Annotated in this window: 35 protein-coding genes and 1 tRNA gene; 34 read left to right on the top strand and 2 right to left on the bottom strand. The window is 40.7% G+C overall.

What is annotated here, in order from left to right; genetic code table 11:
* Window positions 1-44 precede the first annotated feature (44 nt).
* The 32 genes from tuf (at window position 45) to FJ218_03320 (ending at window position 16,218) form a co-directional block, all read left to right on the top strand.
* Window positions 45-1,256 carry an elongation factor Tu gene (gene tuf / locus FJ218_03165; GenBank protein ID MBM4165906.1) on the top strand — a complete coding sequence of 404 codons (1,212 nt, stop codon included), beginning with the start codon at window positions 45-47 and terminating at the stop codon, window positions 1,254-1,256.
* 17 nt (window positions 1,257-1,273) lie between these two features.
* Window positions 1,274-1,579, top strand: coding sequence for a 30S ribosomal protein S10 (gene rpsJ, locus FJ218_03170; protein MBM4165907.1), 306 nt, complete (start codon window positions 1,274-1,276; stop codon window positions 1,577-1,579).
* Window positions 1,580-1,598: 19 nt separating this feature from the next.
* The gene (locus tag FJ218_03175; protein MBM4165908.1) at window positions 1,599-2,225 is read left to right on the top strand and encodes a 50S ribosomal protein L3; all 627 of its coding nucleotides are present in this window, start codon (window positions 1,599-1,601) and stop codon (window positions 2,223-2,225) included.
* Between the two features lies 1 nt (window position 2,226).
* The gene (gene rplD, locus FJ218_03180; GenBank protein MBM4165909.1) at window positions 2,227-2,865 is read left to right on the top strand and encodes a 50S ribosomal protein L4; all 639 of its coding nucleotides are present in this window, start codon (window positions 2,227-2,229) and stop codon (window positions 2,863-2,865) included.
* Entirely contained in the window at window positions 2,865-3,152 is a 288-nt protein-coding gene (locus tag FJ218_03185; GenBank protein ID MBM4165910.1) for a 50S ribosomal protein L23, read from the top strand. Before rplD ends, FJ218_03185 begins: the two co-directional genes overlap by 1 nt.
* A 13-nt stretch (window positions 3,153-3,165) precedes the next feature.
* Window positions 3,166-3,963 (top strand): 50S ribosomal protein L2, encoded by a 798-nt coding sequence (gene rplB, locus FJ218_03190; protein MBM4165911.1) that lies wholly within the window; start codon window positions 3,166-3,168, stop codon window positions 3,961-3,963.
* Between the two features lie 50 nt (window positions 3,964-4,013).
* Window positions 4,014-4,295 (top strand): 30S ribosomal protein S19, encoded by a 282-nt coding sequence (gene rpsS / locus FJ218_03195; GenBank protein ID MBM4165912.1) that lies wholly within the window; start codon window positions 4,014-4,016, stop codon window positions 4,293-4,295.
* A 10-nt stretch (window positions 4,296-4,305) separates the two neighbouring features.
* Entirely contained in the window at window positions 4,306-4,668 is a 363-nt protein-coding gene (locus tag FJ218_03200; protein MBM4165913.1) for a 50S ribosomal protein L22, read from the top strand.
* Window positions 4,669-4,705: 37 nt separating this feature from the next.
* Window positions 4,706-5,353, top strand: a complete 648-nt coding sequence (gene rpsC, locus FJ218_03205; protein ID MBM4165914.1) for a 30S ribosomal protein S3 — start codon at window positions 4,706-4,708, stop codon at window positions 5,351-5,353.
* Between the two features lie 12 nt (window positions 5,354-5,365).
* Entirely contained in the window at window positions 5,366-5,779 is a 414-nt protein-coding gene (gene rplP, locus FJ218_03210) for a 50S ribosomal protein L16 (GenBank protein ID MBM4165915.1), read from the top strand.
* 12 nt (window positions 5,780-5,791) lie between these two features.
* Window positions 5,792-5,998, top strand: a complete 207-nt coding sequence (locus FJ218_03215) for a 50S ribosomal protein L29 (protein ID MBM4165916.1) — start codon at window positions 5,792-5,794, stop codon at window positions 5,996-5,998.
* Between the two features lie 9 nt (window positions 5,999-6,007).
* Entirely contained in the window at window positions 6,008-6,277 is a 270-nt protein-coding gene (gene rpsQ, locus FJ218_03220) for a 30S ribosomal protein S17 (protein MBM4165917.1), read from the top strand.
* A gap of 15 nt (window positions 6,278-6,292) precedes the next feature.
* Window positions 6,293-6,661, top strand: coding sequence for a 50S ribosomal protein L14 (gene rplN / locus FJ218_03225; GenBank protein MBM4165918.1), 369 nt, complete (start codon window positions 6,293-6,295; stop codon window positions 6,659-6,661).
* A 10-nt stretch (window positions 6,662-6,671) separates the two neighbouring features.
* Window positions 6,672-6,995, top strand: coding sequence for a 50S ribosomal protein L24 (locus FJ218_03230; GenBank protein ID MBM4165919.1), 324 nt, complete (start codon window positions 6,672-6,674; stop codon window positions 6,993-6,995).
* 17 nt (window positions 6,996-7,012) lie between these two features.
* Complete coding sequence (gene rplE / locus FJ218_03235; protein ID MBM4165920.1) at window positions 7,013-7,657, top strand: 50S ribosomal protein L5; 645 nt, start codon at window positions 7,013-7,015, stop codon at window positions 7,655-7,657.
* A 23-nt stretch (window positions 7,658-7,680) separates the two neighbouring features.
* Window positions 7,681-7,866, top strand: a complete 186-nt coding sequence (locus FJ218_03240; GenBank protein ID MBM4165921.1) for a type Z 30S ribosomal protein S14 — start codon at window positions 7,681-7,683, stop codon at window positions 7,864-7,866.
* A gap of 43 nt (window positions 7,867-7,909) precedes the next feature.
* On the top strand, window positions 7,910-8,302 hold the full coding sequence (gene rpsH / locus FJ218_03245; protein MBM4165922.1) for a 30S ribosomal protein S8: 393 nt from the start codon (window positions 7,910-7,912) through the stop codon (window positions 8,300-8,302).
* Window positions 8,303-8,325: 23 nt separating this feature from the next.
* On the top strand, window positions 8,326-8,874 hold the full coding sequence (locus FJ218_03250; GenBank protein ID MBM4165923.1) for a 50S ribosomal protein L6: 549 nt from the start codon (window positions 8,326-8,328) through the stop codon (window positions 8,872-8,874).
* A 26-nt stretch (window positions 8,875-8,900) separates the two neighbouring features.
* Window positions 8,901-9,269: a 50S ribosomal protein L18 gene (locus FJ218_03255; protein ID MBM4165924.1), complete on the top strand. Its 369-nt coding sequence runs from the start codon at window positions 8,901-8,903 to the stop codon at window positions 9,267-9,269.
* Window positions 9,270-9,319: 50 nt separating this feature from the next.
* Window positions 9,320-9,390 (top strand) — tRNA-Gln (locus FJ218_03260).
* Window positions 9,391-9,436: 46 nt separating this feature from the next.
* Window positions 9,437-9,997 carry a 30S ribosomal protein S5 gene (locus tag FJ218_03265; GenBank protein ID MBM4165925.1) on the top strand — a complete coding sequence of 187 codons (561 nt, stop codon included), beginning with the start codon at window positions 9,437-9,439 and terminating at the stop codon, window positions 9,995-9,997.
* A 10-nt stretch (window positions 9,998-10,007) separates the two neighbouring features.
* The gene (rpmD, locus tag FJ218_03270; GenBank protein ID MBM4165926.1) at window positions 10,008-10,196 is read left to right on the top strand and encodes a 50S ribosomal protein L30; all 189 of its coding nucleotides are present in this window, start codon (window positions 10,008-10,010) and stop codon (window positions 10,194-10,196) included.
* A gap of 24 nt (window positions 10,197-10,220) precedes the next feature.
* The gene (locus tag FJ218_03275; protein ID MBM4165927.1) at window positions 10,221-10,685 is read left to right on the top strand and encodes a 50S ribosomal protein L15; all 465 of its coding nucleotides are present in this window, start codon (window positions 10,221-10,223) and stop codon (window positions 10,683-10,685) included.
* A gap of 6 nt (window positions 10,686-10,691) precedes the next feature.
* Complete coding sequence (secY, locus tag FJ218_03280) at window positions 10,692-12,044, top strand: preprotein translocase subunit SecY (protein ID MBM4165928.1); 1,353 nt, start codon at window positions 10,692-10,694, stop codon at window positions 12,042-12,044.
* 12 nt (window positions 12,045-12,056) lie between these two features.
* On the top strand, window positions 12,057-12,824 hold the full coding sequence (map, locus tag FJ218_03285) for a type I methionyl aminopeptidase (GenBank protein ID MBM4165929.1): 768 nt from the start codon (window positions 12,057-12,059) through the stop codon (window positions 12,822-12,824).
* A gap of 13 nt (window positions 12,825-12,837) precedes the next feature.
* Window positions 12,838-13,056 (top strand): translation initiation factor IF-1, encoded by a 219-nt coding sequence (gene infA, locus FJ218_03290; protein MBM4165930.1) that lies wholly within the window; start codon window positions 12,838-12,840, stop codon window positions 13,054-13,056.
* 11 nt (window positions 13,057-13,067) lie between these two features.
* Entirely contained in the window at window positions 13,068-13,181 is a 114-nt protein-coding gene (rpmJ, locus tag FJ218_03295; GenBank protein ID MBM4165931.1) for a 50S ribosomal protein L36, read from the top strand.
* 30 nt (window positions 13,182-13,211) lie between these two features.
* Window positions 13,212-13,595, top strand: a complete 384-nt coding sequence (gene rpsM / locus FJ218_03300) for a 30S ribosomal protein S13 (protein ID MBM4165932.1) — start codon at window positions 13,212-13,214, stop codon at window positions 13,593-13,595.
* Window positions 13,596-13,626: 31 nt separating this feature from the next.
* Window positions 13,627-14,010: a 30S ribosomal protein S11 gene (gene rpsK / locus FJ218_03305; protein MBM4165933.1), complete on the top strand. Its 384-nt coding sequence runs from the start codon at window positions 13,627-13,629 to the stop codon at window positions 14,008-14,010.
* Between the two features lie 48 nt (window positions 14,011-14,058).
* Window positions 14,059-14,691 carry a 30S ribosomal protein S4 gene (gene rpsD / locus FJ218_03310; GenBank protein ID MBM4165934.1) on the top strand — a complete coding sequence of 211 codons (633 nt, stop codon included), beginning with the start codon at window positions 14,059-14,061 and terminating at the stop codon, window positions 14,689-14,691.
* Between the two features lie 42 nt (window positions 14,692-14,733).
* Entirely contained in the window at window positions 14,734-15,726 is a 993-nt protein-coding gene (locus FJ218_03315; GenBank protein ID MBM4165935.1) for a DNA-directed RNA polymerase subunit alpha, read from the top strand.
* A gap of 36 nt (window positions 15,727-15,762) precedes the next feature.
* Entirely contained in the window at window positions 15,763-16,218 is a 456-nt protein-coding gene (locus tag FJ218_03320) for a 50S ribosomal protein L17 (protein ID MBM4165936.1), read from the top strand.
* Between the two features lie 504 nt (window positions 16,219-16,722).
* Here the strand turns inward: FJ218_03320 and FJ218_03325 are convergent.
* Window positions 16,723-17,832 (bottom strand): glycosyltransferase family 4 protein, encoded by a 1,110-nt coding sequence (locus FJ218_03325; protein ID MBM4165937.1) that lies wholly within the window; start codon window positions 17,830-17,832, stop codon window positions 16,723-16,725.
* Between the two features lie 18 nt (window positions 17,833-17,850).
* On the bottom strand, window positions 17,851-20,697 hold the full coding sequence (locus FJ218_03330; protein MBM4165938.1) for a DUF2723 domain-containing protein: 2,847 nt from the start codon (window positions 20,695-20,697) through the stop codon (window positions 17,851-17,853).
* Between the two features lie 55 nt (window positions 20,698-20,752).
* On the opposite strand from FJ218_03330, the gene FJ218_03335 reads away from it, so the two are divergent.
* Together FJ218_03335 and FJ218_03340 are read left to right on the top strand one after the other, a co-directional pair.
* The gene (locus tag FJ218_03335) at window positions 20,753-22,159 is read left to right on the top strand and encodes an MFS transporter (protein ID MBM4165939.1); all 1,407 of its coding nucleotides are present in this window, start codon (window positions 20,753-20,755) and stop codon (window positions 22,157-22,159) included.
* 52 nt (window positions 22,160-22,211) lie between these two features.
* Window positions 22,212-23,630: an IS200/IS605 family element transposase accessory protein TnpB gene (locus FJ218_03340; protein ID MBM4165940.1), complete on the top strand. Its 1,419-nt coding sequence runs from the start codon at window positions 22,212-22,214 to the stop codon at window positions 23,628-23,630.
* The last annotated feature ends 327 nt before the right edge of the window (window positions 23,631-23,957 follow it).

The raw sequence follows: 23,957 nt of genomic DNA on the forward strand, positions 1-23,957 counted from the left end.
ATTGATTTTATTCACTATTTTTTCCAAATTAAGGAGTAATCATTATGGCAAAAGAGAAATTTGACCGTAGTAAACCACACGTTAATATAGGAACCATTGGTCACGTTGACCATGGAAAAACAACATTAACAGCCGCTATCACAATGGTACTGGCAAAAAAAGGACTTTCGCAGGTTCGTACGTTTGATAGTATTGACAATGCACCGGAAGAACGAGAGCGCGGCATTACCATTGCAACCGCTCACGTTGAATATTCGACTGCAAACCGTCATTACGCACACGTTGATTGTCCTGGGCACGCAGATTATATTAAGAATATGATTACCGGCGCAGCACAAATGGATGGTGCAGTGCTTGTTGTTGCTGCGACAGATGGTCCAATGCCTCAAACGCGCGAACATATTCTTCTCGCACGTCAAGTTGGTGTACCAAGAGTTGTTGTATTTATGAATAAATGTGACGCTGTCGACGACTCTGAGTTGTTAGACTTGGTAGAACTTGAACTTCGCGACTTGTTAAAGAAATATGAATTTCCTGGAGATGAAATTCCTATTATTCGAGGTTCGGCGTTGAAAGCGATGGAAGGTGCATTAAAACCTGATGCAAAAATGGATGATCCCGCTTTTAAATGTATTGAAGAACTAATGAATGCAGTAGATTCATACGTTCCGATCCCAAAACGAGACGTGGACAAGCCGTTTTTGATGCCTATTGAAGATGTGTTTTCTATTACAGGACGCGGAACCGTTGGGACGGGACGTGTAGAGCGTGGACACGCAAAAGTTGGAGACGAAGTCGAAGTTATTGGTCTTGGAGCCCATAAAAAAACAGTTGTAACTGGCGCAGAAATGTTTCGTAAAGAATTAGACGAGGTACGCGCTGGCGACAATGCAGGATTGTTGTTACGCGGTGTTGAAAAAACGGACTTGGAACGAGGAATGGTCGTTGCGAAACCCGGCTCGATTACACCACATAAAAAATTTAATGCTCAGGTGTACGTTTTGAAAAAAGAAGAAGGTGGACGACATACGCCGTTTTTCAACGGGTACCGTCCTCAGTTTTATTTCAGAACAACTGATGTTACGGGTGTGATTCAGATGCCTGCAGGCGTGGAAATGATTATGCCCGGTGACAATGTTGATAATCTTACTTGCGAACTGATAACAACGATTGCAATGGAAGAAGGATTGCGATTTGCGGTTCGTGAAGGAGGACGCACTATTGGCGCAGGTGTTGTATCAAAGATTATTGAATAACAAACGAAGCACGTTTCATGAGCGGTCAAAAAATTCGAATCAAGTTAAAATCGTTCGACCATCATTTAATTGATAAATCTGCAGAAAAGATTATCAAAACAGTGAAGTCGACGGGAGCGGTTGTTGCGGGACCAATCCCGCTTCCAACGAAACGAACGGTTTACACAGTATTACGTTCACCGCATGTTGATAAGAAATCGCGCGAACAGTTTGAAACGAGAATTCATAAAAGAGTTATTGACATTCTCGGTTCTTCAAACAAAACGGTTGATGCGCTTACCAAACTTGATTTGCCCGCTGGTGTCGAAGTAGAAATTAAATAGTTATGCTCATATTCAACCAATGAATGGAATATTAGGAAAAAAATTAGGTATGATGCGTTTCTTCACAGAAAACGGAGAAGCGTTTCCCTGTACTGTAATTGAAGCAGGCCCTTGTCGTGTTGTTCAGGTAAAGACAATTGATACCGATGGATACAATGCCGTACAGCTTGGTTTCATTGACAAACTTGAACGCTTGGTGAACAAACCAATGGCTGGTCATTTTCGAAAAGCAGGAATAATGCCCGCGAGAAAATTAAAAGAATTTCGAGAAGAAAATGTATCTGAAGTAAAAGCGGGAATGGAAGTCAACGTTAGTGAAATCGTATCTGTCGGCGACTATGTAAAAATAGTTGGAACATCAAAAGGGCGTGGATTTCAAGGGGTTGTAAAACGTCATCATTTTGGCGGAGGAAAAAAAACACACGGTCAGAGCGACCGCGTGCGCGCTCCAGGTTCAATAGGTTCGTCATCGTATCCTTCTCGAGTATTTAAAGGAATGAGAATGGCAGGAAGAATGGGTAGCGAACGCGTTTCAGTAAAGAACTTAAAAGTCATTAAGGTTATACCTGAATCGAATATATTATTTGTGCATGGTTCAGTTCCCGGGCACATCAATAGTTACGTAGAAATTTATAAAGCGAAGTAAAATGGAACTTGAAGTGTATAAAAAAAACGGTTCGCCGAGCGGAGAAAAAATATCGCTTTCGCCGGAAGTATTTGAAATTGAGCCGCATCAGCACGCAATGTATGAAGCGGTAAAATCATTTCTTGCAAATCAACGACAAGGAACGAATAAAACAAAAACTCGCGGTGAGGTTGCCGGCTCTGGAAAGAAATTGTGGAAACAAAAACATACTGGTCGCGCGCGAATGGGCTCGGCACGTTCTCCGCTTTGGAAAGGTGGCGGAACAATTTTTGGACCGCAGCCAAGAGATTATCGGTTCGACCTCCCGAAAAAAATCAAGCGACTTGCAAGAAAATCTGCGCTCAGTTATATGGCAAAAAATTCCAGCATAAAAATCATTGAAGATTTTACGTTTGAAGAACCGAAAACCAGGCAAATGGCGGATGTGCTTAAAGCGTTGAACATTGACGGAAAGAAAACGCTCTTGCTAACACAATCCGCTGATAATAATATTCTTCGCGCAGGAAGGAATATCCCGTCGTTGCAAATTCTTGAAGCCCGAAAAGCATCAACGTACGAAATATTGAAATGTGAAATAGTTTTGTTTCAACAAAGCGCTATTGCTGCAATTGAGCAATCATTCGGAGGGAGTGAACAATGATTGGAATTTTGCATCGTCCCATTGTTACAGAAAAAATGACGCGTATGGGAGAAAAGGGACAGTACGCATTTGAAGTGGATCTCCACGCAAATAAAATAGAAATAAAGCGTGCTATAGAAAAAAAATTTAACGTGAACGTAGAAAGTGTTCGCACAATGTCAGTAAAAGGAAAAACGAAATCACAGATGACCAAGCGTGGTCGTTTTGTTGGTAAAACACGACATTGGAAAAAAGCAAATATCACCTTGAAAAAAGGTGACAAAATAGAATTCTTCGAAAATATCTAAGGAACTATATCCGATGGGAATTCGACAGTTAAAGCCAAATACACCCGGAACGCGGCATGCAATATTGCCTACATTTGATGAGATAACAAAATCGTATCCCGAAAAATCTCTCATCAAAATTCTTCCCAGCACTGGGGGGCGAAACAATAATGGACATATTACCTCACGACATCGTGGCGGACGTCATAAACGGTTTTATCGTATTATAGATTTTAAAAGAGAAAAGCGTGGCGTTGCGGCAAAGGTTACTGCTATTGAATATGACCCAAATCGTAATGCACGTATTGCTTTACTTCTTTATGCTGATGGCGCGCGAGCATATATACTTGCCCCAGATGGATTAAAAACAGATGCGGAAGTTTTTGCTGGTCCGGATGCAGACATAAAAGTTGGCAACGCTCTTCCACTTTCAAAAATTCCGGTTGGAACATTTGTTCATAACATTGAACTAAAGCCGGGAAAAGGCGGACAACTCGCACGAAGCGCGGGAACATCAGCGCAATTGATTGCAAAAGAGAATGAAAAAATTCAGATTAAACTTCCTTCCGGACGAGTTGTAACAGTTTCGGAAAATTGTTATGCAACGGTTGGAATTGTAGGAAATCTTGACCACTTCAATATCAGTTATGGAAAAGCTGGAAGAATACGATGGTTGGGAATTCGCCCGCAATCGCGAGGAGTAGTGCAGAATCCCGTTGACCATCCACACGGTGGAGGTGAAGGAAAATCACCGCAAGGCAATCCTCACCCGGTTTCGCCTTGGGGCTGGAAAACCAAAGGTTATAAAACTGTACGAAAGAAAAATAAATAATAATTCGTTGTTTAGTTTTTTGAGAAGAAACAAATAGTTTGTAGAAAAAAATGTCTCGTTCAATTAAAAAAGGTCCGTTTGTAGACCCAAAGTTAGAAAAAAAAGTTAAAGCGATTTCCGGCGGGCAAAAAAAAGTTATCAAAACGTGGTCTCGCGCATCAACGATTACGCCGGATTTTATTGGGCATACGTTTGCAATTCACAATGGCAATAAATTTATCCCCGTGTATATTCACGAAGGAATGGTAGGTCATAAACTTGGTGAATTTGCACCAACTCGTATCTTTCGCGGGCATCCGGGAATGAAAAGTGAAGCGACAACGAAAGCATAAGAGAAATTCAATGGAAGCACGCGCAATTAAACGATATACAAATTCTTCGCCTCGAAAAATGATGCTGATTGTAGATATGATTCGAGGAAAAAATGTTGAAGAAGCATTAACAATGCTCCATTTTTCAACAAAGCATGCTTCAAAAGTATGCGAAAAAACACTTCGTTCTGCGGTGTCAAATTTACAACAGAAAGAAGAAAAAACACGTATTTCTTCAGAACAATTATATGTAAAAGAAGCATATGTGAATCAGGCGCCAACGCTGAGGCGTATTCTTCCCGCGCCGATGGGAAGAGCGTTTCGCATCCGCAAACGTTCGCATCACTTAACATTGGTTGTTGCCGATATTCAGTCAAAGAAAGGTAAAAAATAAATATGTTACATTATACTTTTTCTACCGAGGAGTAACATTGGGTCAAAAAACACATCCGATTGGTTTTCGCCTTGGAGGAATTCGTTCATGGGATTCGAATTGGTATTCGAGTAAGAAAGAATTTTCTCATCAATTACAGGAAGATTTGAATCTTCGAAAATATGTTTTTAACCGTTTGAAGAAAGCGGGTGTTGGGCGAGTACTTATCGAACGGAAAGCGAAACGCCTTGAGGTTACAATTTTTACTTCGCGACCAGGAATAGTTATCGGAAGAAGTGGAAAAGACATCCAGTTGTTAGAAGGGGAACTATGCAAAATTTCAAACAAAGAAATAAAAGTTTTAATCCAAGAAATTAAACGTCCAGAGTTGGATGCGACATTAGTGGGAGAACAAATTGCACAACAAATTGAAGGTCGTGTAACGGTTCGTCGCGCGATGAAAGGCGCAATGATGGCGGCAATGCGAATGGGGGCGATGGGAATACGCGTGATGTGTTCCGGTCGTTTGGGGGGAGCAGAAATTGCGCGCGCTGAACAATACAAGGAGGGACGAATTCCGTTGGGGACGTTGCGTTCCGATATAGATTTTTATCGCGCAACCGCAAATACGGTTTATGGAGCAATCGGCGTGAAAGTGTGGATTTGTCGCGGAGATATTTTGGAAGTAAAACGAGATACCAATTGATTTTTAGCAACAATGTTAGCACCGAAAAGAGTTAAATACCGAAAAGAACAACGGGGAAGAATGAAGGGAATTGCTACGCGAGGAGCGTACCTTTCCTTTGGTGATTATGGTTTAAAGGCAATGCAACCAGGATGGATAACGCAGCGGCAAATAGAAGCGTGTCGTGTTACTCTCAGTAGAATGATGAAGCGTGAGGGAAAACTCTGGATTCGTATTTTTCCATCAAAACCTGTTTCCAAAAAACCTGCGGAAACGCGTATGGGAAGCGGAAAGGGAATCGTAGAATTTTGGGTTGCCTCTGTTGAGCCGGGAAGAATTTTATTTGAACTCGGCGGAGTAACGCGCGAAATAGCAGAAGAAGCGTTTAAGAATGCATCGCATAAACTTCCAATAAGAACAAAAGTTGTATCTCGAATCGGTTTGTAAAATAATAAAAAAATGAAGCCATTGGAAATTCGACAAATGTCGGAAAAAGAATTAACGGAGCGAATTCGTAGCGAAGAAGAAATGCTTGCACAGTTAAAATTTCGACTTGCTACACACCAATTAGAGAGTCCGATAAAAGTCCGCGTAGTGCGTCGCGATATTGCGCGTATGAAAACCATTCTTCGCGAACGCCAACGTGCACAACAGAATAAGAAATAAGCATATACGATGCAAGAAGTTCAACCAAAACGAAAATTACGTAAATTAAGAACGGGCGTTGTTGTAAGCGACGTCAACGAAAAAACTATTGTTGTAAAAATAGAACGTCAAGTGCCACATCCGATTTACCGAAAGTATCAGAAAAAGACTACCAAATTTATGGCGCACGACGAAAAGAACGATGCTCATATAGGAGATACGGTAACAATTATGGAAACTCGTCCCCTCAGCGCGCGGAAACGATGGCGATTGGTAGAAATTGTTAAACGTGCAAAATAATCAAGAAAGTGTACGATGATTCAAGAAGAAACAAATTTAGTAGTCGCAGATAATTCTGGGGCCAAAAAAGTACGGTGTATTCGTATTCTTGGTGGTCATGAAAGACGATATGCAGGAGTTGGTGATGTTATCGTTGTTTCTGTAAAAAGTGCGATTCCCGGAGCAGAAGTTAAAAAAGGAGAAGTGCATAAAGCGGTTGTTGTGCGAACGACAAAAGAAACGAAACGAAAAGACGGTTCATTTATACGATTCGATGACAACGCGGCGGTGATTCTGAACGCGCAAGGAGAACCTCGAGGAACGAGAATATTCGGGCCGGTTGCACGTGAGTTGCGTGATAGACAGTATATGAAAATTATTTCTTTAGCACCAGAAGTTTTGTAATTAAAGACCGATGAAAGTTCATAAAAACGATACAGTAGTTATTGTTGCGGGAAATGACCGAGGGAAAACCGGGCGCATTCTCAAGGTGTTCCGAGATGATTCACGTGTCATTGTTGAAGGAGTGAAAGTTATAACGCGCCATTCGCGAAAAACTCAGAAAAATCCTCAAGGTGGAAGAACGCAACGTGAAGGTCCTATACATGTTTCCAATGTGATGGTTGTTTGTCCAAAATGTAACCAACCATCGAGACTTGGAAGAAAGCAAGTTTCGGATGTTACAACAGGACGCAAAACAATGATGCGTGTTTGCAAAAGTTGTGAAGAAATGTTTTAAACAGAGACAAGAAAACAATGGCGAAAGAAAAAACACAACCGAAAGAAAAATCAAAAGTAGCAACGAAGGATGCGCCGGAAGAAACAATTCCGCCGCGCTTGAAACTATTATGGAAAGATACTATCGTTTCTGCTTTGATGAAGAGATTTGAATTTCATAATATTATGCAGGTTCCGAAGTTAGAACGGATTGCGTTGAATGTTGGCATTGGTAAAGCGATGCAGCAAGACGCCAAAATTCTCGAAGTTGTTACCAAAGAATTAGAACAAATTGTCGGGCAAAAACCGGTCGTAACGAAAGCCAAAAAATCTATTTCTAACTTCAAACTTAGAGAAGGCATGCCCGTTGGAGTGCGCGTAACCTTGCGTGGAGCGCGAATGTATGAATTTCTTGACAGGTTTATTAATATTGCAATACCACGAATCAGAGATTTTCGCGGATTATCTGATAAATCGTTTGATGGACGAGGAAACTATACAACAGCAGTGAAAGAACAAGTAGTATTTCCGGAAATAGATGTTGATAAAGTAACGAAATTATTTGGAATGGATATCACAATAGTAACAACGGCACGCACAGATGAAGAATCGTATGAATTGTTAAAAGCGTTTGGAATGCCGTTTGTAAAGCGTCAACAAATCATTGAAGCAAAGACAGCATAACACGAGAAAGGAAACGTATATTTATGGCGCGATTAGCAATGCGGGAAAAAGCAAAAAAAACACCACGATTCCAAGTTCGCAAACACAACAGATGCAGTATGTGCGGAAGACCGCGTTCGTATATAAGAAGATTTGGTATTTGTCGCTTATGTTTTCGCCATCTTGCATTAGAGGGAAAAATTCCAGGCATTCAAAAAGCCAGTTGGTAATTTTTTCATAACCACGGAGAAGTTTTGATTTTTAAGATTAAGTATGCATTCTGACCCAATAGCAGATTATTTAACGAGAGTACGAAATGCGTTACGCGCAGGACGAAAAGTTGTTGATATTCCATCTTCAAATGTAAAGCGTTCTATATCCGACGTGCTCATGAAGCAAAAATTTATTGATAGTTACGAAGTTATCAACGATACTTCAAAAAAAACTATTCGAATTAAGTTAAAGTATTTTGAAGGACAATCGGTTATTTCTGGATTGCGCAGAATCAGCAAACCCGGACTTCGAATTTACAGTTCATCAGACGAATTGCCCCGCGTAATGAATGGCTTAGGCATTTCTATTGTTTCCACTTCAAAAGGCGTGCTGTCCGATAAAGATGCGCGAGCAATTGGAGTCGGCGGCGAAGTGTTGTGCTACATTTGGTAACTAAATTGAATCAGTAAAAGAATATGTCTCGTATAGGTCGAAAACCGATAGCAATTCCATCGGGTGTTGAGATAAAAAAAACAGGAACCTTGCTTTCCGTCAAAGGTCCAAAAGGAACGCTTTCTGCGAATGTACACATGTCGGTCAATGTAGAACAAAACAAGAATGAGTTATTTTGTACGGTTTCGGAAACGACAAAATTTGTTAAAGCGTTGCATGGATTATGGCGAGCCAATCTCAATAATATGATACTTGGTGTAACCAATGGGCATGAAAAAAAATTGGAAATCATTGGCGTTGGATATAAAGCGGAAATCCTAGGAAAACGCATACGACTTTTGTTAGGTTTTTCGCACCCGATATTACTTTCGGTACCGGATGGAATTACTATTAAAACACCGACACCAACTTCTATCGTTATCAATGGTGCAGATAAAACATTGGTTGGTCAAGTAGCGGCAAAAATACGTTCGTTTCGTCCGCCAGAACCATATAAAGGAAAAGGCGTTCGTTATGCGGGTGAATACGTTCGTAAGAAAGCAGGAAAAGCAGCGGCAACCGCAGGAAAGTAATTTTTGAAGAATATTTTTTTAGTAGTATGATTATCAAAAGCCGCAGTATTGCGAGACGAAAAATTCAAGTGCGTGTTCGAAAGAAAATTTCCGGAACGTCAGAGCGACCAAGATTATGTGTCTATCGAAGTTTGCTACATATCTATGCGCAAATAATAGATGATACTATGGGAAATACGCTTTGCTCAACGTCAACTCTTTCTCCATCGCTTTCGGAACAATTGAAAGAAGTCAAAGGAAAGATGAACATATCCAAGATAGTTGGAAAAGAAATTGCACGAGTTGCATTGGAAAAAAACATCACACGCGTTGTGTTTGACCGAAGTGGATATTTATTCCACGGGAATATAAAATCGCTTGCTGATGGCGCGCGCGAAGGTGGATTGAAGTTTTAAAATACGCATAACAAGTTGAGAATACAATCTCCGCGAAAGTATGTTGTCGTTGCCGAGTCGTCTAATGGCAGGACACCGGCCTTTGGAGCCGTTTGTGGAGGTTCGAATCCTCCCTCGGCAGCATAAGAATATTATTTTCAAATAACTCTTTAAAAAGAAAAACAACATTGTTACGAATAAAAGCAAATGAACTGAATTTGAGAGACCGTTTAGTTCACGTTGGACGAACGACGAAAGTAGTCAAAGGTGGCAAACGTATGGGATTTAGTGCTATTGTAGTTGTTGGCGACGGCAATGGGCACATTGGCGTTGGTCTTGGGAAGGCGCGCGAAGTAAGTAATGCAATCGCAAAAGGAAATGAAGATGCGAGAAAAAATATTGTAAAAGTACATATTCTCAAAGGCACTGTTCCTCATACAGTCATTGGGAAATATGGTGCGGCGCGAGTGATGTTGAAGCCGGCATCACCGGGAACGGGAATTATTGCAGGGGGCGGAGTTCGCGCAGTTGTTGAATCTGCCGGCATTAAAGATATACTTACGAAATCCGTAGGCGTTTCTCAAAATCCTCACAATATTGTAAAAGCAACTTTAAATGCATTAATGACGTGTGTTGACCCGTTGACTGTTTCTCAGCGCCGTGGGATTTCGTTGAAAGAATTGTTTGGAACAATACGAAAACCAAATATTGAAACTGCGCTTGAAGCGGAAGAAACAACGGTAAATTAAGTGTACAATTATGTCGGAAAAGAAAATTAAAATTACACAAACTAAAAGTATTGCAGATACGTTGGATAACCACAAACGCACTATTATTGCACTTGGTTTAGGTCGCCCAAACTACTCAGTGATTAAAAACGATACTCCCCAAATACGTGGAATGGTAAAGAGAGTAAGTTACTTAGTGAGAGTTGAAGAAGTAGCATAGGTAATATTTCTAAAAGATTTTTATATGTCAAATATTTTAAGCAATCTACGCCCGGCTAAAGGTGCGATAAAAAAACGTAAGCGAATTGGGCGAGGACAAGGAAGCGGTCACGGTGGAACATCAACACGCGGGCATAAAGGACAGCATTCAACAACTGGCGGGAAAAAACTGAAAGCGTGGTTTGAAGGCGGTCAGATGCCGTTGGTACGTCGTATTCCGAAGTTTGGTTTCAATAATCCGTTTCGAGTCGAATACCAAATCGTCAATGTTTCGCGGTTAGAAGAATTATCGGATGCTGGAAAATTTTCGGATGGAAACGTAACGCCGGAAATTCTTTTTGCAACAGGTGCGGTTGCGAAAAGAACGACGCCGATAAAAATTCTTGGCGATGGCGATTTGAAAACAAAACTTACTGTTTCTGCCAACGCATTCAGTAAGTCAGCAAAAGAAAAAATTATCGCAGCAGGCGGAACGATAACAGAGATATAATTTCCAATGGCAACGCAATTACGAGAAAGTTTTCGGAATATTTTTAAGATTGAAGAATTACGGATTCGAATTCTTTATACGCTTTTTATTCTATTTATCGTTCGAGTTGGTGCGCATATAACACTTCCGGGAATTGATACAACAATACTTGAAAAAGCGGTTGCCCAAAGCCGTAGTTCAAATACGCTTTTTGGTTTATATGATTTATTTGTCGGAGGCGCATTTTCCAACGCCGCAATTTTTGCGTTGGGAATAATGCCGTATATCAGTTCTTCCATTGTTATTCAGTTACTTGGCGCAGTGTTTCCGTACTTCCAAAAACTATCGAAAGAAGGTGGAGAAGAAGGAAGAAATAAACTCAATCAGTATACGCGCTATGGAACGGTGCTCATTTCTCTGATGCAGGGATGGGGTGTAAGTCAATATTTGTTAAGTTTGCACTCAGATGGGCAAACGATCATTGCCGACGGAACAAGTGAATTCGTGTTCGTAGTCAGTACGGTTATCGTGCTTACTGCTTCAACAATTTTTATTATGTGGTTAGGAGAACGCGTAACGGAACGGGGTATTGGTAACGGTATATCATTGATAATTTTTGTCGGAATAATAGCGCAGTTTCCGATTTCATTATGGGAAGAATTTCAACTTGTTGCCACTGGAAATCGAGGACTTATTGTCGAAATGATAATTCTTGTGTTGATGTTTTTTATTATTGCCGGTGTCGTAATGGTTACGCAAGGAACACGAAGAATTCCCGTGCAATATGCAAAACGTGTTGTTGGGAAAAGAATGTACGGAGGCGTAACACAGTATATTCCGATGAAAGTAATAGCCGCAGGAGTAATGCCGATTATTTTTGCACAAGCGATTATGTTTATCCCATCAACGGTGTTCACATTTTTCCCCGATTCCGATAGTGCATTTATGCAAACACTGCAGTCGCATTTTTCCTATACATCATTTACGTATTCGTTTATTTATGCAGTATTGATTGTCTTCTTTACGTATTTTTATACGGCGGTAATTTTCAACCCGAAAGATGTTGCAGATAATATGCAAAAACAAGGCGGATTTATTCCTGGGATTCGTCCGGGCAAACATACATCGGATTTTATTGACGGCGTACTGACCAAAATTACACTTCCCGGTTCAATTTTTCTTGCCATCATCGCCATTCTTCCAGCATTTATGGTACGCTTTGGAGTAAGTAGCAATTTTGCAAGTTTCTTCGGCGGAACAAGTTTGCTTATTATTGTTGGCGTTGCATTAGATACGCTGCAGCAAATAGAGTCGCACTTATTGATGCGTCATTATGATGGTTTTATGAAAGGCGGAAAGATTCGCGGAAGACGTGGATAATGAGGAGGGTGTATGGGGAAAATCATCCTCAAGACACAGCGCGAAATTGAATTAATGCGCGAAAGCGGAAGGATTGTTTCTGCGGCGTTGCGATTGTTAGAAGGATTTATTAAACCGGGAGTTACAACAAAAGAATTGGATGTCATTGCTGACGATTTTATTTCTTCCGAAGGTGGAATTCCGATTTTCAAAGGATATACAAAGGGTGGAAAAGGAAGATTCCCGGCAAGCATTTGCACATCGGTTGATGATGTCGTAGTTCACGGAATCCCTTCTTCGCATCGCAGACTTCAGGAAGGAGAAATTGTATCGCTTGATGTCGGAGTAATAAAAAACGGATATGTTGCTGATGGTGCGTGGACTTTTGCAGTAGGTTCAATTTCTCCGGAGAAAGAACGTTTGATGCGTATTACGCAAGAAGCGCTCTTTGTTGGAATAGAAAAAGCAATTGCGTATAAACAACTTCACGATATATCTTCTGCTGTGCAACAGTATGTAGAAAACAATGGTTATTCAGTCGTTCGGGATTTAGTTGGACACGGAGTCGGTCGCACGCTCCACGAAGACCCGCCGGTTCCTAATTTTGGAAAACAAGGTGAAGGTCCGAAAATGCATGTAGGGATGACGATAGCAATTGAACCTATGGTCAACAGTGGAAGTCCTAAAGTTTATACTGACGGCGATGGTTGGTCGGTTCGGACGGAAGACGGATTGCCATCAGCGCACTTTGAACATACGGTTGCAATAACAAACGGGCAACCAGATATTTTAACTTTATAAAAAATATTGCGTTATGGGAAAGCAAGGTCCTATCCGAATGGATGGAGTTATCAAAGACACACTACCCAATGCTTCATTCAACGTTGAACTGGAAAATGGACATATCGTACACGTACATATTTCCGGAAAAATGCGAATGAATTACATTAAAATCCTTGTCGGCGATAAAGTAACAGTAGAATTATCGCCGTACGATTTAACACGCGGAAGAATTATCTACCGATATAAATAAACATAAACGTTATGAAAGTTCGTTCATCTGTAAAAAAAATTTGCGAAAATTGCAAAATCATTCGACGTAATGGAGTTGTGCGTGTCATTTGTAAAAATCCCAAACACAAACAACGTCAAGGATAATTTTTTCATTTTAATAAGCAACAGTAAACAATGGCTCGTATTGCAGGAGTAGATTTACCTAAAAATAAACGTTCGATAGTCGGTTTAACCTATATCTATGGAATAAGCACATCAAGCGCAAAGAAAATTCTTGCCGCCGCCGGTGTTCCGGAATCAACAAAAATCGGCGAACTGGATGATAAACAGATAACCAAAATTCGTCAAATCATCACCGGTGAATACAAGGTTGAAGGAGCATTACGCAGCGAAGCGCAGATGCGCATCAAGCGTTTGATGGATATTAATACCTATCGCGGATTACGACATCGCAAAGGATTACCCGTGCGCGGACAACGAACACGCACGAACTCCCGCACACGCAAAGGAAAGCGAAAAACAGTTGCTGGCAAAAAGAAAGCATTAGCGAAGAAATAATTTTTAATCTGAAGTTTTATAGTATCTACACATGTCCACGGTAACAAAAAAGAAAAAGAAAACTCTTGCGGATGTGAATGGCAAAGTTTTTGTTAAAGCCACATTCAATAATGTTCACGTAACCATTACGGATATTTACGGTAATGTTGTAAGTTGGTCCACTGCGGGAAGAAACGGCTTTAAAGGTTCACGGAAAAATACACCGTATGCAGCGCAAGTTTCTGCAGAAGCCGCCGCAAAAGAAGCATTCGATGCAGGGCTTCGGAAAGTAGAAGTGTATGTTAAAGGACCAGGTTCTGGAAGGGAAGCGGCGATTCGTTCTATGTTCACTGCGGGTTTGGAGATAACGCAAATTCGGGATATTACGCCAATGCCTCACAACGGTTGTCGTCCGCCGAAAAAGAGACGAGTATAATTTTTTTCTAACGATTTGAAATAAGTTTTTTTTTGACAACATTCATTTATGGCAAGATATACTGACCCTTGTTGCAGATTGTGCCGCAGAGAGAACCAAAAGTTATTCTTAAAAGGTACACGATGCTTTACAGAAAAATGTCCCGTTGACCGTCGAGGAGTTCCTCCGGGACAACATGCATTGGAACGAAAGCGGGCAAAAGTTTCTGAATATGGAGTTCAACTTCGAGAGAAACAGAAGATTCGTACGTTCTATGGTATATTGGAACGACAGTTTCAAAACTATTTTGACAAAGCCCAACGTAAAACTGGACGCACAGGAGAAACTCTTATTCAACTTCTTGAAAGCCGATTTGATAACGTTGTCTATCGTTTAGGTTTTGCTCCATCACGGAAAGCGGCTCGACAATTAATAGTTCACGGACATTTTTTATTGAATAACAAAAAAGCCGATATTCCCTCTATTCTCTTGCGTCCGGGAGATGAAGTTCAAGTTCGGGATAAAAGTAAAAAAATGGAATTTATCCACGAATCAATGAAACGGATGAAAGAAAATATATTGATGCCGTGGCTCAATTTGGATAAAGGCGCGATGCGGGGAACATTTCTCAATCATCCTCAACGCGCAGACGTTCCTTTGAATGCAAACGAACAACTTGTCGTTGAATTGTATTCGAAGTAGAAATATTACATAGGGTTTTTCTTTTACAACTAACATTTTCTTATGGCAACAATTTCAGTTCAAATGCCAACAAAAATCGAAGAAGACGAAAGCGTCAAGTCTCCGACGTTTGGCAGATTTATCCTTCAACCGTTAGAAAAAGGTTTTGGCGTAACGGTAGGAAATGCATTTCGCCGAGTCATCCTTTCATCGCTTCCCGGGCAAGCGTTCACATCCATTCGCATTGAAGGCATACAACACGAATTTTCTACTCTTCCCGGAGTTGCTGAAGATATCAGTGAATTGATCCTGAATTTCAAACAAGTGCGGATGAAACTGAATGACAAAAAACTCAGCCGCATCGAACTCAATTTCAAAGGCAAACGCGAAGTAAAAGCCGCCGACATTGCAGAATTATATCCCGATTTAGAAATACTCAATCCAGAACTGCATATTGCTTCGTTGACAACAAACGCTGCGCATTTGTTCGCAGAACTTACGATTGGTCGCGGGCGAGGTTACGTTTCGTCAGATGAACAAAAAATTCCCGACGCTCCGGTTGGCACTATTACGATGGATTCCATCTATACACCGATAAAAAATGTGCATTATACAATAGAAGCCACACGCGTAGGACAACAAACCGACTTTGAAAAATTATTGCTCAAAATTGAAACGGATGGTTCTATTACACCGGAAGAATCAGTAATAACCGCAGGGAAAATTTTACGTGACCATATTCAGTTGTTTATTGCTCTCAGCGGCGAAAAAGAACCTGAGACCGTTACTGTCGAAGAACTTTCCGAGCATACTCGCGTCAAAAAAATACTCATGACTCCTATTGACGAAATACTACTCTCCGTACGGTCGCGCAATTGTTTGCAAGCGGCAAATATCAGAACCATTGGCGAGTTGGTTTCGCGCGATGAAGGAGAATTGCTCAACGTCCGAAATTTCGGAAGAAAATCGTTAAGCGAACTTTCCGATATTGTTACTGGGTTTGGACTGAGTTTTGGAATGGATGTGGAAAAATATCTTCACGAAACAAAAGAATAATTGTAGAACTCTTTTTTATACCTATCGAAGAATTGTATGCGTCATAGAAAATCCGGAAGGAAACTAAAACGAACCTCGAGCCATCGCAAAGCGTTATTATGCGCGCTCGCAACCGCATTATTCCGGAGTAAACGTATTCGGACAACCGTTGCAAAAGCGAAAGAAGCGCGAATGTTTGTTGAACCGATGATTACTCGCGCGAAAAATGCTGTTGCAACCGAAACTGCAGAATCAAAAAACGTTCACGCTCGTCGCGAGGTTTTCCGTTTCATTAAAGATCGAGATGTTGTTCTCGAACTGTTTAATGTCATTGCTCCGAAAGTTGCCAATCGCGCGGGAGGATATACACGTGTCGTCAAACTTGGACAGCGGTACGGTGATGCTGCCGAAGTTGCAATTCTTGAATTAGTTGATTTCAGCACAGAGCAAAAGTTTGCTGCACCTAAAAAAGCGGCAAAGAAAAAAGAAATATCTGCGCCAAACGCGGATTAGTATAACATTTTAATTCCCTCTGTACCAATAGAGTCAGTCGTTAGATTGACTCTTTTGCTTTTTGTAAGAAACCTGCCTGTTGTTAGTAAAGTAGGTTTTTCTCTTTCGCCTACTTTATCAGCAAAAGTTTCTTCGTTTCACCGTAAGACAAAATTCCGTTTTGTCCACCATTTCACTGAATAATTTCCACGGAATTTCCAAATATTATTGATACGCTCCTCCTACTCCGACAAGTTCTTCCAATGCGCGAAATGCATCAAGAGCCTTTTCAGGATTGTTTGCAATAACATTTCTCAAATGTCGAATCCATGCCCGCAATCGTTCCTCTTCTGAAATTGTTGTCATTACAGTTCCGCCGCCTTTTCCAAAAAATTCTGTGGAATCCCCGCTTACGAATAATTTTTTTGCCTCTGTAAAAAAATCTTAGGGAAAAAAAGTAGGAAGTTTTCGCTTCAATTCTAAAGTAAACAAAAAAACCTTCAAGGTTTTCAAAACATTGAAGGTTTATGTTTTCCTACTCATCGCAGATTCGAGCGTTTCGATTACGGCATCGGCGGAATGTTCCCAGTTAAATTTCTTTGCCCATTGAAGCGCGTTCATTTCAAATCGCAAGCGTAGGGTCTCGTTTTTTAACACGAGAAAAATTTTTTCAGCAAGTTGCCTAATGTTTCCATAATCGAATAGGAATCCTGTTTCGTTATCCATTACGGATTCGCGAAGTCCCTGCACATTGCTTGCAACGCATACTGTTCCGCACGCATTCGCTTCGATAACCGTAAGTCCCCATCCCTCTTTCGCCGATGGCTGAACGACGAGGTGCATCGTTTGCAGGAGTTCTACTTTTTTTTCTTCGGAAACAAATCCACTGAAATGCACGGAGTTTTCGAGTTGCAGTTCGTGAACAATTTTTTCCAGTTCTGGTTTGTAATCGCCGTCGCCGACAATGAGAAATTCTGCTTCGTGGATTTCTTTTTTTACTATGGCAAATGCGCGAATGGCGTGTTCAATGCTTTTATATTTTTTTAATCGTCCGAGGAATCCAATGCGTGGGGTTTTTAATTTTGCAATTCCGGTTTGTTTGAATTTTGAATGGTCAACGCAATTATAGGCAAACGAAAAATTTCTGCGGGAAAACCCGAGATGTTCCATTTCCTTTGCCGTGCTTTCAGAGACAACCATCATCGGAGTATTGTTATATACTGGAAGAAGAAGTTTTTCGGATAAGGAAACGTAGGATGCGGCGAGGAAATGAGTTTCAAGAAAAATGCTGTTCCCGAAAAGATGGTGAACGATTCCGACAATCGGTTCTTTCACGAAGAGTGGAGTGTAGAACGGAATTTTGTTAATGTCGTCAACGACAACATCAAATTTTTTTTGGAATATTTTTTTGTAAAAAACGGGAACAGCAAAGTTGAAAAGATTTCTGTTCCCGCGTCGGATGATTGTTATGTCGTCAATAACTTCTTCGCGCGGCGCATTTTCAAACGAAGAACAAAATAGCGTAACGCGATGGTTTCGTTTTGCAACACGGGAAAATATTTCGTGAAGATGTACTTCTGCTCCTCCGCCGAGCGGATTGCGGATATCTTGCCAGTTTAAAATAAGAATGTTCAAACAACGAAGAAGCGAGAATTATTTTAGCGAATCGTTTTGATTGCCGGATGCGATACGCTTTTCGAGAGATTGGATTTGTGCATCTATTCCTTTGTCGTTTGGTCGTTTCGTTTTCAAATCGTTGAGTACGTTGAGCGCTTTTTTCCATTCGCTTTTTTCGATGTAAATATCGAGGAGAAATCTATAGGGACTGTAGTATCCGGTAAGTTCGCCTTCGTTGTTGTCAATCAAGCGAAGACATTCGGTCTCGAGCGCGTTGGCGTATTCTTCTGCGCGTTTTGCATTTCCTACGCGTTGGAAGAATAAACGCACGTCTCCCATAATTCGCCAATCCATCGGTATAACAGCGCGCGGTATGACTTTTTCCATTCGTTCCAATACTTCGTTTGCTTTTACGTTATCGTTTTTTGTTTGCGAATATTCGATGGCAAGCCGAAGAAATGCTGTGCGGTAATTTTGTAACATTCTCCGCGCATTTTCGTCGAAGATAACTTTCGGATTATCTAAGTTTCTGAAAAGATATCCGAATTGTTGTGTCTTGGACATTGGGATATCGTTCATAATTTGTTTTGATAAAATTTCCGTATCTATTCCTTCGTCTTCGTTGGGAATTTTCATTGGTTTCAATTCCCATCCTAACCCTTGATACCATAAATAATTATCAAGTCCGATTTTGCTATCGGGAGAACAGGTAACGGCAAAATGAACAGGACGTTGCCAGTTGTTCGAGCGAATGATTTCGTAAATCATAATATCTTGAATGCGAATGGCTTTTATTTCTCCCGCATCCATTGTTGGTTCCATCGTGAACGTCAATTTTCCTCTATTGATAAGGGCTAAATCTTCTGTACGTAATTGAAATCCTTCGAGTTCTTGATATTTGTCGAACACCTGTTTTGTAATCGGAATACTCATTTCACGCGTTTCCCAACGAATCGGCTGAAGTTGCGTTATTTCTTCGTCGGTGAAAGAAATCGGAACGGTTTGCGCGCCATGCGGAGTGTTATGTTTCAATTGTTTGATGTACCAATCGGTATTGACTAAACTGAGATTGACGATACGCACATCTCTTCGCACGCCTTCGACATCCTGCAAATACCATAACGGAAATGTATCATTGTCACCGTTGGTGAAAAGGATTGCGTTTGGTTTGCACGATTGCAACATATTGTACGAATGGTCCCACGCCACAAAATTTCCCGAACGATTATTTTGCTGGTAATTCATCCGCGCTAAATTGACAGGAACAGTAACAAATCCTAAAACAATAGCGGCGATAGCGATTGATGGATTCAGCGATTCCCGTTTCAGCATAGTCGTTAGCGTATCAATAATTCCGACAAGAGCAACAGAAATCCATAATGCAAACACCATAAATGCGCTGGTATAAAAATAATCACGTTCGCGCGGTTGCGGTTGTTGTTGGTTTTGATACAAAGCAAGAATAACACCTGTTATTAAAAACAGCGCAAATAACGTTGTTGCCATTTTCCACTCTTTTCGGAAATGAAAGTACATTCCGAACAAACCGAGAAAGATAGGAATGCCAAATGTCATATCCCATCGAATGCCGGAATCTTGAACATCATTCGCGCGCCCGATAAAATTCCATTGCAAATAACGATTATACATGTGGTCAATCTGATATCGCCACATAAAATCTCTATCCGATTCATAGTTTGTGTAAATTCCTTGATGCTGCGGTTCGGGACTCCAACGGCGAGGTGAAAGTTTCGGTTGGTCGCCGTATTGTTCGCGGCTGATATACCGAACAAGTCCAGAAAAATCGCTGGGGTCATTTTCATTCATCGGCATATTGGGAACATTAGCACGAATGATGACAAGTGAATACGTGGAATATCCAATAACGATGAGTAAGAAGGAAACGGAAGCAATATGGAGAATTTTATTTTTTGATTTCTGCGAAGAGAGAACGCCGAAAATCGCAAGAATGATGAAGAGAAACGGAAGCGCTTTTCCAAATGCGCCAGCAGTATCGCCGCCCAACATTTTTGGAAATCCCTGAATGATAACTGAATAGACGACGATAAAAATTCCAAGTGAAAAACCAAGCAAAAGGAGCAATTTCGTGTGCGTGATATGATAGGCAAGGAAAAACAACATCAACACCATAAGTGCAACCGAGAACCATCCTGCGGCTTCCGTTGCACCAAGGAAAATCATTACTCCTTGACTTGCGAGAGCAAAAAATCCGGCAATTTTTCCGACACGTTCATCATCTCCGGGAATGGTGGTTTTCCTAAAGAAGTATATAAAAATTACTCCAAATAACATCAGCAACGCGCCTAAATGAACGCCGATGGATAAACCGATAACATACGCGATGAGAAACAAATATTTTTCGTTGCGGGGCTCGTCTGCTCGTTCGTACCAACGCAGCATTAACCAGAAAACTACGGAAACAAATAACATTCCCGTTCCGTACACTTCCGCTTCTACGGCATTAAACCAGAATGAAAACGAAAACGCAAGCGCCAATGCCCCTATTGCGGAAGAAGAATATACCACAACTTTATCGAGCCACGTTTCCGGTTTTCCACGAAAGAACGAAATTATTTTTACTGCACAGAGATACGTAAGCATTACCGAAATCGCGCTCGCAAATGCAGAAACCGCGTGCATACGAACAGCAAGGTCTGCTGATGTTGGAATCATTGAAGCAATGCGTAATATAAGAAGAAACAACGGAGAGCCGGGAGGATGAGGAACTTGTAACAAATATCCTGCGGCGCAAAATTCTCCGACATCCCAAAACATAACGGTGGGAGAAAGCGTAATGGAATACATCGCTAAGGAAATGAGAAAAACGAAAAATGCGATACTACGATTGAGATATTGATGCACGATAAACTTCTGATTGCTGATATAAAATTTTGAAAAAGTGCGTTAAATATAAAGAATGATAGGAGTTTCAGAAAGGAATGAAAAAATATTATTTTTTCATGCTATAACAACGTTTAGTTTAAAAAAATTTCAAGTTCTACAAGAATTTTCTCTTGTTCCTTCACATTCCTTTCTGTATTTTCACATCGCTTTTTTTCAAAAAAATATATACAGCAATATGAACTTACAACAACTTCGCAACGGATTTCATTCAACGTTTTGGGTCGCCAACGGAATGGAACTTTTTGAACGTCTTGCTTTTTACGGCTCGAAAGCTGTTCTAACCGTTTATCTTGCTAACAAAGTCGGCTTAGGTCCGCAAGTTGCCGCTTCACTTGCAGGAATTTTTTCCGGCGTGCTTTATTCGCTTCCTATTGTTGCAGGAACGTTTGTTGACCGCTATGGATTTCGCAAAAGTTTAATGGCATGTTTTGCAATATTTTGCGTCGGATATTTTGCAATAGGGTTAGCAGGAATGGAATATGGGCAAAGTATTGTAAACGCGGTGGGAAAAACACCATACGTTATTTTCGTTTTACTGCTCACTGCGATTGGCGGTTCGCTTATTAAACCGTGTATTGTCGGTACAGTTGCGAAAACTACAACGCCGGATTCCAAATCGCTCGGTTATTCGATTTATTATATGCTTGTGAACATTGGCGGCGCAATAGGACCAATTATTGCGCTTCAAGTGCGGGAAAGTTTAGGAATTGAATTTGTTCTTGTAATGTCGTCGTTCGTTTCTGCGCTTAATTTACTCGGCACGTATTTGTTTTTCAAAGAACCGCCAAAAGCAACTGATGAAAAACCGACAACATCTCTCGGAGAAGTTTTCAAAAATATGTTAATGGTTTTTACGAACGGAAAATTTATTTTGTTCCTCGTTATCTTTTCCGGTTTCTGGATAATGTTCTGGCAAATATTTTATTCCTTCCCGTTTTTTGTAACGGAAATTTTAAAGTTTCCGCAGTTTGAAATTCTCGAAACCGTTGATGCATGGACAATTATTTTGCTCAGCGTTCCGCTTACAGCATTTGCGAAACGACTTTCTCCGATTGTCGGAATGACGCTCGGTTTTGCAATTGCAAGTTTTTCGTGGCTGCTGCTTGCCTTTGCGCCCACTATTCCGTTTGCAATTGCTGCGATGGTTTTATTTGCAATCGGCGAAGCAACACAAGCGCCGCGCTTTTACGAATACGTTGCCGACCTCGCCCCGAAAGAACAAGTAGGAACGTATATGGGATTTGCATTTCTTCCTGTTGCGATTGGTTCGTTTGTTGCGGGACCGCTTGCCGGTTGGCTTGTTGCAAATTACATTCAAGGTTCACACAACCCTGCAATGGCGTGGTATATTTTATCGGGAATTGGTTTTGGCTCAACGGCATTGATGGTGTTGTATAATGCGATGGTTGCGAAAAAATAGATTTGGGATTTGCGATGCGAGATATGAGATTCGAGGAATGTAGTGAGGTGATATGGTAATTACTCGAAAAATAGAATTGTGGATTGCAGAAGAAGATAAAACCAAGAGAAATGAAACCTGGGATTTTCTTCGCATGCTTGATAAAGAAATCTTCCGTGCGGCAAACGTTGTTGTGAACAATCAATACTTCAATGATTTTTATGAAGAGCGAATAATCCAGCAAGATGAAAAAATCGGTGATGTAAGTAAAAAAATACGCTTGCTATATTCTAAACTTCGCAAAGCTAACGATGAAGAACAGCAATCTCTCCAAAACGAAATTGAGATATTGAAAGAACAAAAGAAAGAATCACAAACGCGTGTTCGTTCCGAGTTTTACAAAACAAGCAAACAAAACACAACATACCAGATTCTTACAAAACAATTTCCTGAAATTCCCTCTGATATTTTAACGTGTCTTAACAATCAAATTTATAGTGTCATTGGAAAAGAGAAGAAAGAAGTTTTGCAAGGGAAACGTTCTATTCGTTCGTACAGAAAAGGAATGCCGATTCCGTTTCGTTTTGCACAACATCCACGATTAGAATTTTTTGAAAACGAATATTACTTACGTTGGCTGAATAACATTTCGTTCGTTCTTCGCTTTGGACGCGACAAAAGCAACAATAGAGCAATTCTCGAAAAAATTTTTTCCAAAGAATACAAACTGTGCGATTCTTCGATACAGATTGACGACAGAAAAATTTTTTTGCTACTCGTTGTTGATATTCCGAAAAGCGAACACAACCTGAACAAAGAACTTTCCGTCGGCGTGGATTTAGGATTGAACGTTCCTGCGTATTGCGCATTGTCCGAAGGATTTGCGCGGCTCGCCATTGGACACAAAGATGATTTTGTGCGTGTGCGGCAACAAATGCAACGACGAAGAAAAGCGTTACAAAAATCGCTCGTGCTTACTTCGGGAGGAAAAGGAAGAACAAGGAAGTTGAAAGCACTTGATGCTTTGGGAGAAAAAGAACGGCATTTTGTGCGAACGTATAATCACACCGTAGCAAAACGCATTGTCGAGTTTGCAGAAAAGTATAATGCCGGAGTAATTACAATGGAACTTCTCGAAGGATATGGCAAAGACGAAAACGGAAAATCGCGTAAAGGAGATTTTGTGTTGCGCAACTGGTCGTATTTTGAATTGCAAACATTACTCAAAGACAAAGCGGGAAGAAAAGGAATGGACGTTGTATTTATTGACCCGTACCATACAAGCCAAACGTGCGCTCTGTGCGGACATTACGAAATCGGACAACGCGAAACACAAGCAAATTTTATTTGTAAAAATCCCGTATGCAAAAACTTTGACGAAAAAGTAAACGCAGATTACAATGCTGCGCTGAACATAGCACGGAGCAAAAAATTTGTAGCAAAAAAAGAAGAATGTGAATATTTCAAACTTCATAAAGAAACTCGTTCTTGATTTGCTATATTAACCGCGCAAAATTTTTTAAATAATAAATTTTCTATCCTTAAAAATCAGGATAGCGGCACGGGTGGTTTCAGATTGTCGCCGATATGACATTCACACAAGCGTTTGTAAACAGTTGTGTCATCCGAAGTGTGAGAGAAGAAATTCTACTCATCAATTCCAAACAAATAACATTTTGTGAGCATTTTTCTTGATGAAAACGTGTGGAACTTCCAGACTGTATTGGATATAGAGAAAATAGGTTGTAAGCAACAGTTATTTGCTAGGAAGTTGAAACAGATTTCTAAACAATCTCCTTGAAGTATCGTTGTAAGCAAC

It is taken from the genome of Ignavibacteria bacterium (assembly GCA_016873775.1).
In the GTDB taxonomy this organism is placed as follows: Bacteria; Bacteroidota; Ignavibacteria; order UBA10030; family F1-140-MAGs086; genus JAGXRH01.